17 protein-coding genes are annotated in these 12,533 nt (G+C 67.3%); 14 read left to right on the plus strand and 3 right to left on the minus strand.

What is annotated here, in order from left to right; translation table 11 throughout:
* Nucleotides 1-46: 46 nt before the first annotated feature.
* Both AAHB17_RS05665 and AAHB17_RS05670 read left to right on the plus strand, forming a co-directional pair.
* Complete coding sequence (locus AAHB17_RS05665; protein ID WP_342129524.1) at nucleotides 47-664, plus strand: ParA family protein; 618 nt, start codon at nucleotides 47-49, stop codon at nucleotides 662-664.
* A complete protein-coding gene (locus tag AAHB17_RS05670) occupies nucleotides 661-1,116 on the plus strand; it encodes a MaoC family dehydratase (RefSeq protein ID WP_342129525.1) in 456 nt (151 codons plus the stop codon). Before AAHB17_RS05665 ends, AAHB17_RS05670 begins: the two co-directional genes overlap by 4 nt.
* Here the strand turns inward: AAHB17_RS05670 and trmL are convergent.
* Both trmL and AAHB17_RS05680 read right to left on the minus strand, forming a co-directional pair.
* On the minus strand, nucleotides 1,100-1,570 hold the full coding sequence (gene trmL, locus AAHB17_RS05675) for a tRNA (uridine(34)/cytosine(34)/5-carboxymethylaminomethyluridine(34)-2'-O)-methyltransferase TrmL (protein ID WP_342129526.1): 471 nt from the start codon (nucleotides 1,568-1,570) through the stop codon (nucleotides 1,100-1,102). The two genes, AAHB17_RS05670 and trmL, sit on opposite strands and share 17 nt — an antisense overlap.
* A 25-nt stretch (nucleotides 1,571-1,595) precedes the next feature.
* On the minus strand, nucleotides 1,596-2,294 hold the full coding sequence (locus tag AAHB17_RS05680; RefSeq protein ID WP_342129527.1) for a ComF family protein: 699 nt from the start codon (nucleotides 2,292-2,294) through the stop codon (nucleotides 1,596-1,598).
* A gap of 92 nt (nucleotides 2,295-2,386) precedes the next feature.
* On the opposite strand from AAHB17_RS05680, the gene AAHB17_RS05685 reads away from it, so the two are divergent.
* The 8 genes from AAHB17_RS05685 to AAHB17_RS05720 all read left to right on the plus strand — a co-directional run bounded on the left by AAHB17_RS05685 (nucleotide 2,387) and on the right by AAHB17_RS05720 (nucleotide 8,749).
* On the plus strand, nucleotides 2,387-3,232 hold the full coding sequence (locus AAHB17_RS05685; RefSeq protein WP_342129528.1) for a biotin synthase: 846 nt from the start codon (nucleotides 2,387-2,389) through the stop codon (nucleotides 3,230-3,232).
* A 142-nt stretch (nucleotides 3,233-3,374) separates the two neighbouring features.
* Nucleotides 3,375-3,860 (plus strand): DUF2244 domain-containing protein, encoded by a 486-nt coding sequence (locus AAHB17_RS05690; RefSeq protein ID WP_342129529.1) that lies wholly within the window; start codon nucleotides 3,375-3,377, stop codon nucleotides 3,858-3,860.
* Between the two features lie 101 nt (nucleotides 3,861-3,961).
* Nucleotides 3,962-5,161 carry a cytochrome c oxidase subunit II gene (gene coxB / locus AAHB17_RS05695; protein WP_342129530.1) on the plus strand — a complete coding sequence of 400 codons (1,200 nt, stop codon included), beginning with the start codon at nucleotides 3,962-3,964 and terminating at the stop codon, nucleotides 5,159-5,161.
* 37 nt (nucleotides 5,162-5,198) lie between these two features.
* Entirely contained in the window at nucleotides 5,199-6,821 is a 1,623-nt protein-coding gene (gene ctaD / locus AAHB17_RS05700) for a cytochrome c oxidase subunit I (RefSeq protein ID WP_342129531.1), read from the plus strand.
* 34 nt (nucleotides 6,822-6,855) lie between these two features.
* Nucleotides 6,856-6,966: a cytochrome oxidase small assembly protein gene (locus tag AAHB17_RS05705; protein ID WP_342129588.1), complete on the plus strand. Its 111-nt coding sequence runs from the start codon at nucleotides 6,856-6,858 to the stop codon at nucleotides 6,964-6,966.
* Nucleotides 6,967-6,988: 22 nt separating this feature from the next.
* Nucleotides 6,989-7,597 carry a cytochrome c oxidase assembly protein gene (locus tag AAHB17_RS05710; protein ID WP_342129532.1) on the plus strand — a complete coding sequence of 203 codons (609 nt, stop codon included), beginning with the start codon at nucleotides 6,989-6,991 and terminating at the stop codon, nucleotides 7,595-7,597.
* Complete coding sequence (locus AAHB17_RS05715) at nucleotides 7,594-7,806, plus strand: DUF2970 domain-containing protein (RefSeq protein WP_342129533.1); 213 nt, start codon at nucleotides 7,594-7,596, stop codon at nucleotides 7,804-7,806. Before AAHB17_RS05710 ends, AAHB17_RS05715 begins: the two co-directional genes overlap by 4 nt.
* Nucleotides 7,807-7,867: 61 nt before the next feature.
* A complete protein-coding gene (locus AAHB17_RS05720) occupies nucleotides 7,868-8,749 on the plus strand; it encodes a cytochrome c oxidase subunit 3 (protein WP_342129534.1) in 882 nt (293 codons plus the stop codon).
* Nucleotides 8,750-8,807: 58 nt separating this feature from the next.
* Here the strand turns inward: AAHB17_RS05720 and AAHB17_RS05725 are convergent, their stop codons facing one another.
* Nucleotides 8,808-9,035 carry a twin transmembrane helix small protein gene (locus AAHB17_RS05725; RefSeq protein ID WP_342129535.1) on the minus strand — a complete coding sequence of 76 codons (228 nt, stop codon included), beginning with the start codon at nucleotides 9,033-9,035 and terminating at the stop codon, nucleotides 8,808-8,810.
* Nucleotides 9,036-9,070: 35 nt separating this feature from the next.
* Here AAHB17_RS05725 and AAHB17_RS05730 point away from each other — a divergent pair, with 35 nt between their 5' ends.
* Genes AAHB17_RS05730 through cyoE form a run of 4 tightly spaced genes read left to right on the plus strand, consistent with a single transcriptional unit; the run spans nucleotide 9,071 to nucleotide 12,528 of the window.
* Nucleotides 9,071-9,799: an SURF1 family protein gene (locus AAHB17_RS05730; protein ID WP_342129536.1), complete on the plus strand. Its 729-nt coding sequence runs from the start codon at nucleotides 9,071-9,073 to the stop codon at nucleotides 9,797-9,799.
* Nucleotides 9,741-10,457, plus strand: coding sequence for an SCO family protein (locus tag AAHB17_RS05735; RefSeq protein WP_342129537.1), 717 nt, complete (start codon nucleotides 9,741-9,743; stop codon nucleotides 10,455-10,457). Before AAHB17_RS05730 ends, AAHB17_RS05735 begins: the two co-directional genes overlap by 59 nt.
* Complete coding sequence (locus tag AAHB17_RS05740; protein WP_342129538.1) at nucleotides 10,457-11,620, plus strand: COX15/CtaA family protein; 1,164 nt, start codon at nucleotides 10,457-10,459, stop codon at nucleotides 11,618-11,620. The genes AAHB17_RS05735 and AAHB17_RS05740 overlap by 1 nt, the downstream gene beginning before the upstream one ends.
* Nucleotides 11,617-12,528, plus strand: coding sequence for a heme o synthase (gene cyoE / locus AAHB17_RS05745; RefSeq protein WP_342129539.1), 912 nt, complete (start codon nucleotides 11,617-11,619; stop codon nucleotides 12,526-12,528). Before AAHB17_RS05740 ends, cyoE begins: the two co-directional genes overlap by 4 nt.
* Nucleotides 12,529-12,533 lie beyond the last annotated feature (5 nt).

Below are 12,533 nucleotides of genomic sequence, written 5' to 3' on the forward strand. Positions count from 1 at the left end.
GCGGGGCCGGCTTTTGTAAGATGCCGGTCTCGTACAGGAGATCCGCATGCCAGTTGTTGTTGTCGCCAATCCCAAGGGGGGCGTGGGCAAGTCCACCCTGGCCACGCAGGTGGCGGGTTATTGGGCTCGCCAGGGCCACGCGGTCATGCTGGGCGATGTCGACCGCCAGCAGTCGGCGCGCCTGTGGCTGAACCTGCGGCCCGAGGCGGCGCGACCCATCGCGACCTGGGACGCCGGCCCTGATCTGATCGTCAAACCGCCCCGGGGCACCACCCACGTGGTGCTGGACACGCCCGGGGGCTTGCACGGCTGGCGTTTCAAGGACGTCATCAAGCTGGCCGACAAGGTCATCGTGCCGCTGCAGGCCAGCATCTTCGACATGTACGCCACCCGTGCCTTCATCGACGAGCTGGTTGAACTGCGCAAGGGCGAACGCCCGGAGATCGGTGTGGTGGGCATGCGGGTGGACGGCCGCACCATCGCCTTCGACAAGCTGACCGAGTTTGTCCAGGGCCTGGGCCTGCCGGTGCTGGGCCACCTGCGCGATACCCAGAACTACGTGCACCTGGCCGCGCGTGGCCTGACCGTGTTCGACGTGACGCCCGGCCGGGTGGAAAAAGACCTCCTGCAATGGGAAGGCATCTGCCAATGGCTGGACGCATGAAACACTTTCACACCCTTGACGACCTGGCCGCCGAGGTGGGGCGCGAGGTGGCGCTGAGCGACTGGGTCGCTGTCACGCAGGCGCAGATCCAGCTGTTTGCCGACGCCACCGGCGACCACCAGTGGATACACATTGACGAAGCGCGCGCCCGCAGCAGCCCGTTTGGCTCGACCATCGCCCACGGTTTCCTCACGCTGTCGCTGGTGCCGCGGTTCTTTGACACCACGATGGTGGTGGAGGACCTGCGCATGGGCGTGAACTACGGCCTGAACAAGGTGCGCTTCACCGCGCCCGTGCCGGCGGGCAGCCGGGTGCGGGGCCGCCTGGTGCTCAAGGCGGTGGAGCCCATCGCCGGCAACGGTCTGCAGGCCACCTGGGATGTGACGGTGGAGCGCGAGGACGGCGGCAAGCCGGCCTGCGTGGCCGAGATGCTGGTCAGGTACTACCGTTGAAGCCGTTCTGGCGCCAGGCCTCGAAGCCGGCCACCGCCACCGCGTTCGACAGGTTCAGGCTGCGCTGACCGGCCCGCATGGGCAGGCGCAGGCGCTGCGCGAGCGGGAACTGTTCGCGCACCGCTTCGGGCAGGCCCTGGGTCTCGGCGCCGAACACCAGCCAGTCGCCCGGCTGGAAGCGGGCCTCGAAGGCGTTGTGCGAACCCCGCGTGGTGAAGGCGAACATGCGCTCGGCGGGCGGTTGTTCCGTGGCCAGCAGCGCGGCCCAGCTGGCGTGGCGGCGCAGCTCGGCGTACTCGTGGTAGTCCAGCCCGGCACGCTTCAGCAGCTTGTCGTCCATCGAGAAACCCAGCGGTTCCACCAGGTGCAGCGTGTTGCCGGTGTTGGCGCACAGGCGGATGACGTTGCCGGTGTTGGGCGGGATTTCGGGGTGCACGAGGACGATGTGGAACATGGCGCGCGCATCATACCGAGGGCGCTCAGTCGCCGTCCGGCGTGCGGGCGAAGGCCAGGCCGCTGACCGATGCCACGCCAGCGCGCAGCAGCACCTCGGCCGCCGCGTTCAGCGTGGCGCCGGTGGTCATCACATCGTCCACCACCAGCACATGCCGGCCCCGCAGTGCCGCCTGGTGCCGAGGGGTCACCGCCAGCGACTGGCGTGCATGGCGCAGCCGGTCGGCGCGCGACAGCCGGATCTGGTCGGGGCCGTCGCCCAGCTTGCTCAGGCCATCGGACAGCACATGGCCGGCGCCCAGGGCCTTGGCCAGCTCCCAGGCCTGGTTGTAGCCGCGGCTGGCCAGGCGGGCCGGGCTCAGCGGGATGGGCAGCACGGTGTCGGCCTGCGCCAGTGCCTGCCGAACCTCGGCGCGCTGCCAGGCCAGTTCCGCCATGAAGCGGGCCCAGGCGGGCTCGCCCTGGAACTTGAAGCGTGCCACCAGCGTGTGCCAGGGGTAGGCGTAGTCGACCACGCCGCAGCAAGCCCGCAGCGCCGGCGGGTGGCGCAGGCAACGGCCGCAGGGCAGGGCGCCGTCGGTGCCGGGGGGCAAGCGGTGGGCGCAGCACGGGCAGCGTGGCACGGCCATGCCGAAGCGCCGCAGGCAGCCATGGCACACCGGCGTGGCCGGCCAGCGGCCACACACCTGACAGCGCGACAAGGGCCTGCCCATCCGGATGTCCACGTCAATGCCTCCCCGGTGCCCGCTGGCGGCGCGCAGGCTGTGCAATGACTATACTGCCCGGCCGCCGTCTGGCCCATCTTGTCCTCGCCACCATGCCCACCTTCCTGCCCAGCGACATCGCCGCCAGCCCCTGGCTGCACGAGGAAGTCGGGCGCCGCATGGCGGAGCGGCTGGCATGGATACGGCTGCGGCCCGCCGCCTGGCTCAACTGGGCGCCGCTGGCGGGGGGGCGGCAGGCCCACGCGGCGGTGCGCGCGGCCTACCCCGAAGCCCAGGCCTGGCTGGACGGCCCGCAGGCCGAGCGGGCGTTGGCTGAGCTGCAGCCGGCGCGCGGCTGGAACCCGTTCAAGCGCCAGCCCAGGCTGGCACTGGCCCTGGCAGGGCAGACGGTGGACATGGTCTGGTCCAACATGGCCCTGCACGCCGAGCCCGAGCCCGCGGCGCGGCTGGCCGACTGGTTCGCACGCCTCAACGTCGATGGTTTCCTGATGTTTTCCTGCCTGGGCCCGGACACCCTGCGCGAACTGCGTGAGCTGCACCTGCGCCAGGGCTGGGCGGAGCCATCGCTGCCCTTTGTCGACATGCACGACTGGGGCGACCGCCTGGTGGGCGCCGGTTTCGCCGAGCCGGTGATGGACATGGAGCGCATCGTGCTCACTTACAGCGGCGCCGACGCCTTGCTGGCCGACCTGCGCGAACTGGGCCGCAACCGCCACCCGCAGCGCTTTGCAGGCTTGCGTTCGCGCGCCTGGGGACGGCGGTACCGCGAGGCGCTGGAGGCGGGCCTGCCACGCGATGCCGACGGGCGGCTGTTGCTGACATTCGAGATCGTCTACGGCCACGCCTTCAAGCCGCGCCCAAGGCTCAAACCCGGCGAGGCCAGCGCGATTTCGCTGCAGGACATGCGCAACATGCTGCGCGCGCCCAGGCAGGGTTGAGCGTTTGCTCGGCCACCGCGGAGAAACCCACCCCCGGCGCCGCTACAATTGGCGCCGATCAAGAAGTGTTGGGGTATTTTCCCCGGCTGGCTGGCGCCCTGGTGAGCACCAGAGGCGGCGCGGCCGTTTTGGGTGTGCAAGCATGGCCGATTCCCGCCCGCCGCTGCGCTTCGCGACCGTGACCGATCAGGGCACGCTGTGGCGGTTGAAGCGCAATTGCGCGTTGGCGCCGCGGCAGGTCGCTGTGTGCTTCGGCCTGTTGTGTGGGCTGTCGCTGTGTGTGGGCCTGTTCTCCTGGTCGCAGGGCGCGGTGCTGGTCTTGCCTTTCACGGCGATCGAGCTGGTGGTGGCCGGTGTGGCGTTCCTGTTGTACGCCCGCCATGCCACCGATGGCGAGTGCATACGGCTGGAGCCGGGCCGCCTGGTGGTGGAGCTCGAATCGGCCGGCCGGCTGCAGCGCACCGAGTTCGCACGCGACGGGGTCCGCATCGGGCCCCGCGATGGCGACGGGGCCTTGATCGAGGTGAGCGCGGGCAACCGCAAGGTCAGGGTGGGGCGATTCATGAGAGCGGAACTGCGGCCGGCCCTGGCGCGCGAGATTCGACAGGCCCTGCACGGCAACGCGTGACGCAAATGTCGCACGGGCCGGGCAGGGGGCAAAAGTTTGGTGTAATCGAACGTTGATATAAATCAATAGTTATATTTGAGGCGAGATCAAAAGTGAGCACGATGAAACAAGCAGCAGAATCGGTGCGCCAGTGCGCGACTGGCCTGAAATCCGCCGCTGCCACCCTGGTGGCGGGCGCGGGTGCCTGGATCAGCACCGCCGCCCATGCGGTCAACGACCTGCCGGGCGGTCCTGCGGTCAATCAGCTCAACTTCGCTCCGGCGGTGACCAAGATCGCCGAAGAGCAGCACTGGCTGCACTGGTTCATGATGATCTTGTGCCTGGTGATCTTCGTGATCGTCTTCGGCGTGATGTTCTACTCCATCCTCAAGCACCGCAAGTCGGTCGGCCACAAGGCGCAGGAACTGCCCGAGCCGATCTGGGTGGAACTGGGCTGGACCATCGTCCCGCTGCTCATCGTCATCGGCATGGCCCTGCCGGCCACCAAGGTGCTGGTCGCGCAGAAGGACACCACCAACAGCGACGTGACCATCAAGGCCACGGGCATGCAGTGGAAGTGGGGCTATGACTACATCAAGGGCGAGGGCGAAGGCATTGGCATCGTCTCCACCCTGGACCAGTCGCACCGCGAACTGTCGAACAACCCGAAAGCCGGCGACCGTCCCGACGACTACCTGCTCAAGGTCGATCACCCGCTGGTCGTGCCCGTGGGCAAGAAGATCCGCATCATCACCACCGCCAACGACGTGATCCACGCCTGGATGGTGCCGGCCTTTGGCGTCAAGCAGGATGCGATCCCCGGCTTCGTGCGCGACACCTGGTTCCGTGCCGAAAAAACCGGCGACTTCTACGGCCAGTGCGCCGAGCTGTGCGGCAAGGAACACGCCTACATGCCCATCCACGTGAAAGTGGTGAGCGCCGCGGAATACACCGCCTGGGTCGATGGCAAGAAGAAGGCCATGGCCGCCGCCGCCGATGACCCAAGCAAGGTCTGGACCCTGGCCGATCTGGTCAAGCGTGGCGAGTCGGTCTACGCCGCCAACTGCGCCGCCTGCCACCAGGCCAACGGCAAGGGCGCTGGCCCGATCAAGCCCCTCGACGGCGCTGCCGTGGTGCTGGACGCCGACAAGAACAAGATGATCTCGGTGCTGCTCAACGGCCAGAACAACGGCGCCATGCCGGCCTGGAAACAGCTCAACGACACCGAGCTGGCGGCCGTGATGACCTTCGCCAAGAACAACTGGTCCAACAAGACCGAACAGCTCGTTCAGCCGGCCGACGTCCTGGCCGCCCGCAAGTGAGCCTGTGCAAAGAATCTGAGATCGTAAGGAAAGCCAAATGAGTGCAGTACTTGACCACCACGATGCGCATGGGCACGGCCACGACGACCACCACGCCCCGACGGGCTGGCGTCGCTGGGTGTTCGCCACCAACCACAAGGACATCGGCACGCTGTACCTGCTGTTCAGCTTCACGATGCTGATGATTGGCGGCGTGCTGGCCCTGGGCATCCGCGCCGAGCTGTTCCAGCCCGGCCTGCAACTGCTGAACCCGCAGCTGTTCAACCAGCTCACCACCATGCACGGCCTGATCATGGTGTTCGGCGCCATCATGCCGGCCTTCGTGGGCTTCGCGAACTGGATGATCCCGCTGCAGATCGGCGCATCCGACATGGCCTTCGCGCGCATGAACAACTTCAGCTTCTGGCTGATGATCCCCGCCGCGATCATGCTGGTGGCCTCCTTCTTCATGCCTGGCGGCGCGCCCGCCGCCGGCTGGACGCTGTACGCCCCGTTGACGCTGCAGATGGGCCCCTCCATGGACGCTGGCATCTTCGCCATGCACATCCTGGGTGCATCAAGCATCATGGGCTCGATCAACATCATCGTCACCATCCTCAACATGCGCGCCCCTGGCATGACGCTGATGAAGATGCCGATGTTCTGCTGGACCTGGCTGATCACCGCCTACCTGCTGATCGCCGTGATGCCCGTGCTGGCCGGCGCCATCACCATGACGCTGACCGACCGCCACTTCGGCACCAGCTTCTTCAACCCCGCCGGCGGCGGCGACCCGGTGATGTACCAGCACATCTTCTGGTTCTTTGGCCACCCCGAGGTCTACATCATGATCCTGCCGGCCTTCGGCATCATCAGCCAGATCATCCCGGCCTTCGCCCGCAAGAAGCTGTTCGGCTACGCCTCCATGGTGTACGCCACCGGCTCCATCGCCATCCTGTCCTTCGTCGTGTGGGCCCACCACATGTTCACCACCGGCATGCCGGTGACTGGCCAGCTGTTCTTCATGTACTCGACCATGCTGATCGCCGTGCCCACGGGCGTGAAGGTGTTCAACTGGATCGCCACCATGTGGAAGGGCTCGATGACCTTCGAGACCCCGATGCTGTTTGCCGTCGGCTTCATCTTCGTGTTCACCATCGGCGGCTTCACCGGCCTGATCCTGTCGGTCGCGCCGATCGACATCCAGATGCAGGACACCTACTACGTGGTGGCCCACTTCCATTACGTGCTGGTGGCCGGTTCGCTGTATGCCCTGTTCGCTGGCGTCTACTACTGGGGCCCCAAGTGGACCGGTGTCATGTACTCCGAAACCCGCGGCAAGATCCACTTCTGGGGTTCGCTGATCACCTTCAACGTGACCTTCTTCCCGATGCACTTCCTGGGTCTGGCCGGCATGCCCCGCCGCTACGCCGACTACCCGGCGCAGTTCACCGACTTCAACATGATCGCCTCCGTCGGTGCCTTCGGCTTCGGTCTGATGCAGGTCTACTTCTTCCTGTTCGTGGTCGTGCCCATGATGCGCGGCCAGGGCCCCAAGGCCTCGCAAAAACCCTGGGATGGTGCCGAAGGCCTGGAGTGGGAAGTGCCGTCGCCCGCGCCTTTCCACACCTTCGAGAACCCGCCCAAGCTGGATGCCACCGCCACCAAGGTGATCGGCTGATCCGCCCATCCCCATGAGCGACACCACACACGCCATGACGCCTGAACAAAAAAAGAGCAACGTCCGCCTGGGCCTGATCCTGGCGTCCGTGGCCGCGGTGTTCTTCGTCGGCTTCGTCGCCAAGCGCGTGTTGTTCGGTCTGTGACACAAGCGGGCTGACACACACAATGCGAGTCCAACGCGAAAATCTCCGCATGGTGGGCAAGCTGGGCGTCATCGCGCTCGGCATGTTCGCCTTTGGTTACGCGCTGGTGCCGTTGTACAAGGCCATCTGCGAGATGACCGGCATCAACGTGCTGGCCCTGTCCGAGCGCGAAGTGCCGGGCGCCAAGCTCAAGTTGCCGGCCAACACGCAGGTCGACACCAGCCGCCTGGTCACGGTCGAGTTCGATGTCAATGCGCGCGGCCCCTGGGACTTCAAGCCCGAGCGCCGTTCCATGGAAGTGCACCCGGGTCAGCTGACCACGGTGATGTACGAGTTCCAGAACATCCAGAACCGCACCATGGCCGCACAGGCCATTCCCAGCTACGCGCCGCGCCAGGCCGCCCAGCACTTCAACAAGCTGGAGTGTTTCTGCTTCACGCAGTACACGCTGGCGCCGGGCGAGAAGAAGCAGTGGCCGGTGGCCTTCGTGATCGATCCGCGCCTGCCCAAGGACGTGACCACCATCACACTGTCCTACACCTTCTTCGAGGTGGGCGGCAAGGTGCCGGCCGAACCGGTGGCCACGCAGGCGGTGCCGCTGCCGGCACCCGCCAAGGCGGAGCGCACATGAGCAAAGGCGCGCCCGTGACCGAACGCAAGCCTGGCCTGCTCTACACCGTGCGCGCGGTGTTGTGGGGCTTCCTGGGCGTGCGCCGGCGCACCGACTACCAGCAAGACCTGGAAAAACTCAACCCGTTGCACCTGCTGGCCGTGGGTCTGGTGGTGGCGCTGGCTTTCGTGGCCGGCCTCATGCTGCTGGTGCGCTGGGTGGTGGCCTGAGCCGTCGAACAACGTTTTCAATTTCACACATTCAAATAAGCGAAAGCCCATAGGAGTGAGCATGTCATCAACCGCACACGGCACAACGCCTTACTACTTCGTCCCCGGACCCTCCCGGCATCCGGTGATGGCGGCCATCGGGCTGTTCTTCGTGATCCTGGGTGCTGGCCAATGGGTCAACGGCGCCCAGTGGGGCGCTTACTCGGTCGCCTTCGGGCTGGCCTGGTGGGGCGTGGTGCTCTTCCAGTGGTTCCGTGAATCCGTGACCGAGAGCGAAGGTGGCCTGTATGGCCACAAGGTGGACCTGTCGTTCCGCTGGAGCATGAGCTGGTTCATCTTCTCCGAAGTGATGTTCTTCGGTGCCTTCTTCACCGCCCTGTGGTGGGCGCGCGTGCATTCGGTGCCCGCCCTGGGCGGCATCGAGAACGCGCTGCTGTGGCCCGACTTCAAGGCCGTGTGGCCCAGCCTGCAGATCGGTGCCACCGCGTCGCCTGCCGGTATCGTCGAGCCCTTTGAAACCATGGGCCCGTTCTGGCTGCCCACCATCAACACCGCGCTGCTGCTGAGCTCGGGTGTCACGCTGACGGTGGCCCACCACGCGCTGCAGGACGGCAACCGTGGCAAGACCATCGCCTTCATGTGGATGACCGTGGTGCTGGGCATCGTCTTCCTGTTCGTGCAGGGCTACGAATACGCCCACGCCTACAGCGATCTCAACCTCAAGCTGTCCTCCGGCGTCTACGGCTCGACCTTCTTCATGCTGACCGGCTTCCACGGCTTCCACGTTTTCGTGGGCATGCTGATGCTGCTGTTCATCACCCTGCGGCTGCAGAAAGGCCACTTCACTAAGGAACGCCACTTCGGTTTCGAAGGCGCGGCCTGGTACTGGCACTTCGTGGACGTGGTGTGGCTGGGCCTGTACATCCTCGTCTACTGGATGTGACACGCGCCCCTGGCCACAAAAAAAGCGCCCTCGGGCGCTTTTTTCTTGCCGGCGCGGCTCAGCGCGTGGCGGGCAGGCCCGTCGGGTGTATCCAGCCCATCTTGTAGCTCAACAGCACCACCACGAACAGCAGCACCGAGAAGCCGACGCGGAAGGCGAGCGCCCGCGCCATGTGGCGGGCCTTGTCCGGCGAACTGCCCTCGGGCGGCCGGCGCATCATGAAGAACAGCGCCGCCGCCAGGCTGCCGAGGATGGCCACGAAGGCCACAATGACGAGAACTTTCATGCCCCGGATTATCCGATGAACACCCCATGGCGCCCATGAGCAAGCCGTCCCGCCACTTCTGGTGGATCACCCTGGCCACCGCCCTGGTGGTGACCGCCGGCGTGGCCCTGGGCCTGTGGCAGCTCGACCGTGCCGACCAGAAGCTGCGGCTTGCCGCCAGCATCGCCCGCCAGGGCGAACAGGCGCCGCTGGGCAACGAGGCCTTGCGTGGCGATCCACCGTCTCTGTGGCACCGTCACGCGCTGGTGCGCGGCGAGTGGGTGACCGGCGCGACCGTGTTCCTGGACAACCGGCAGATGAACGGCCGCCCTGGCTTTTTTGTGCTGACCCCGCTGCGCCTGTTGGGCAGCGGTGACGTGCTGCTGGTGCAGCGCGGCTGGGTGGTGCGCAACTTCGTCGACCGCACCCAGGTGCCCGAGGTGCCCACGCCGGCCGGGACGGTGACGCTCAGCGTGCGATTGGCCCCGCCGCCGCCCAAGCTTTATGAGCTGGGCGCTGGGGAGCCCGGCCCGATCCGGCAAAATACGGACCTGGACGCCTACGCGCGGGAGTTCCAGCTGCCCCTGCTGCCCGTCACCGCCGTGCAGCTCGGCGACACCGCCGACGGCCTTTCGCGGAACTGGCCGCAGCCGGCCACCGACGTTCACAAACACCATGGCTACGCCTTCCAGTGGTTTGGCCTCAGCACCCTGTTCACCCTCTTGTATGTCTGGTTCCAAATCATCGCCCCCCGCCGACGCGCGCGCACCCATGGCCGCGGATGAGCCCCTGGGGCTGACCGTGCATTCGCTGCCGCAGTGGGACGCGACCGCCGCCGAACGGACCGCCGCGACCCGCAGCGGACGCCTCAAGATGCTGGCGGTGCTGCTGGTGTGCGCGGCCCCGGTGATCGCGTCCTATTTCACCTATTACGTGGTGCGCCCCGAAGGGCGGCGCAACTACGGCGAACTGATCGATCCGCAGCGGCCGCTGCCCGCCGCCCTGCAGGGCCTGGATGCCCAGGGCCGCACGGTGTCCCTGCCCACCCTCAAGGACCAGTGGCTGCTGATCAGCGTGGCCGACAGCGCCTGCGACGCCGACTGTGAACGCCACCTTTACCTCCAGCGCCAGCTGCGCGAGGGCCTGGGCAAGGAGAAGGGCCGGCTCGACTGGGTCTGGCTGCGCACCGGCAACGCCGAACTCACGCCCGCCCTCCAGAGCGCCACCGCGCAGGCCACCGTGCTGCGGGTGGACGAAGCGGCGCTGGCCAGCTGGCTCGTGCCCGCTCCAGGCCAGCGCCTTGCGGATCACCTCTACGTGGTCGACCCACTGGGCAACTGGATGATGCGCTTCCCGGCCCAGGCCGATCCGGCCCGCGTGCGGCGCGACCTCGACCGCCTGCTGCGCGCCTCGGCCTTCTGGGACAAGGAAGGCCGGCCCTGATGGATGCCTCGTCGCTTGTGGACCTGTCGCCCGCCAGCCGCCTCATGCTGATGGGCGTGCTGGTGGCGGTGCTGCCGCTGCTGTGGGTGTGGCGGCGCCAGCCGCACGCCACGCCGGCGCAGCGGCTGAAGCTGCTCACCGTCGTGACCCTGTTCCTGACCTTCGATCTGGTGCTGTTCGGCGCCTTCACCCGCCTGACCGATTCGGGCCTGGGCTGCCCCGACTGGCCCGGCTGCTACGGCGCCGCCAGCCCGCTGGGCGCCCACGCCGACATCAGCGCCGCGCAGGCCGCCATGCCCAGCGGCCCGGTCACCTTTCCCAAGGCCTGGGTGGAAATGGTCCACCGCTACCTGGCCACCGGCGTGGGGGTGCTGATCACCGTGCTGGCCGCCGTCACCTGGCAGCAGCGACGCCGGGTGCCGGTGTCGCCCTGGTGGCCGCTGATCACCCTGGTGTGGGTCTGTGTGCAGGGAGCCTTTGGTGCCCTGACCGTCACCATGAAGCTCTTCCCCGCCATCGTCACCCTGCACCTGCTGTTCGGGCTGGGCCTGCTGGCCCTGCTGCGCGCGCAGGCCGTGCAGTACGCGCGTGCCGACCTGTCCTGGCCGGTGTCGCCCTTGCCGCGCGGCACGGTGCTGGCGCTGTGGGGCGTGTTCGTGCTGCTGTGGCTGCAGATCGCGCTGGGCGGCTGGGTCAGCACCAACTACGCGGTACTGGCCTGCAGCGAATTCCCGATGTGCCAGGGCGCCTGGTGGCCCGCCACCGATTTCTCAGCCGGCTTCGAGCTGTGGCGCGAACTGGGACGCGACAGCCGGGGAAGCGCGATTCCTTTCGCCGCGCTCACCGCCATCCACATGGCCCACCGCGTGATGGCGCTGCTGGTGCTGGCGGCGTTGCTGTGGACCGCGTGGCGGCTGCGGCGCGCCGGTGCCGCCATGCTGCGGCACCAGGCCCGCTGGATCGCCTTTGGCGCCCTCTGGCAGCTGGGCACCGGCCTGAGCAACGTGGTGCTGGACTGGCCGCTGCTGGCCGCCGTGGCCCACACGGGGGGCGCCGCCGCGTTGGTGGTGGCCCTGACCGGCGTGCTGCTGTCGGTGCGCGCCGCGCCCGTTTCCGCCCCTTCCACGGGCCTTCGCCCATCGACCACAGGACGTCCCGCATGAGCGCGCCCGACACCACCGCCACCGTGGCCGCGCCACTGCCTTCCACCTGGCGCCAGTTCAACGCGCTGACCAAGCCGCGCGTGATCCAGCTGATCGTCTTCTGTGCCCTCATCGGCATGGTGCTGGCCGTGCCCGGCCTGCCCACGCTCCCGCAACTGGGGCTGATGGCGGTGGCCTGTTTCGGCATCTGGCTGGTGGCCGGCGCGGCCGCGGCCTTCAACTGCGTGGTCGAGCAGCACATTGACGCCAAGATGAAGCGCACGGCCTGGCGCCCCACCGCCAAGGGCCAACTCAGCAACACCCAGACACTGACGTTCTCGGCCGTGTTGTGTGGCATCGGCTCGGCCATCCTCTACCTGTGGGTCAACCCGCTGACCATGTGGCTGACCTTCGCCACCTTCGTCGGCTACGCGGTCATCTACACCGTCATCCTCAAGCCGCTGACGCCGCAGAACATCGTCATCGGCGGTGCCTCGGGCGCCATGCCGCCGGTGCTGGGCTGGACGGCCATGACCAACGTGGTCGCGCCCGAGGCGCTGATCCTGTTCCTCATCATCTTCCTCTGGACACCGCCGCACTTCTGGGCGCTGGCGCTGTACCGGGTGGAGGACTACCGCAAGTCGGGCCTGCCCATGCTGCCGGTCACCCATGGCTCCGAGTTCACGCGGCTCAACATCCTGCTGTACACCTTCATCCTGTTCGCCGCTTGCCTGCTGCCCTTCGTGATGCGCATGAGCGGCTGGCTCTACCTGGCCGTGGCGGTGCTGCTGAGCATCGGCTTCTGCGCCTACGCCTGGGCGCTGTGGCGCAACTATTCCGATGCCCTGGCCCGCAAGACCTTCCGTTTTTCCCTGATCCATCTCTCGCTGCTGTTCGCCGCGCTGCTGGTCGATCACTACATCGCATGACCGCC

The organism is Hydrogenophaga sp. OTU3427, from assembly GCF_038440225.1.
In the GTDB taxonomy this organism is placed as follows: Bacteria; Pseudomonadota; Gammaproteobacteria; order Burkholderiales; family Burkholderiaceae_C; genus Hydrogenophaga.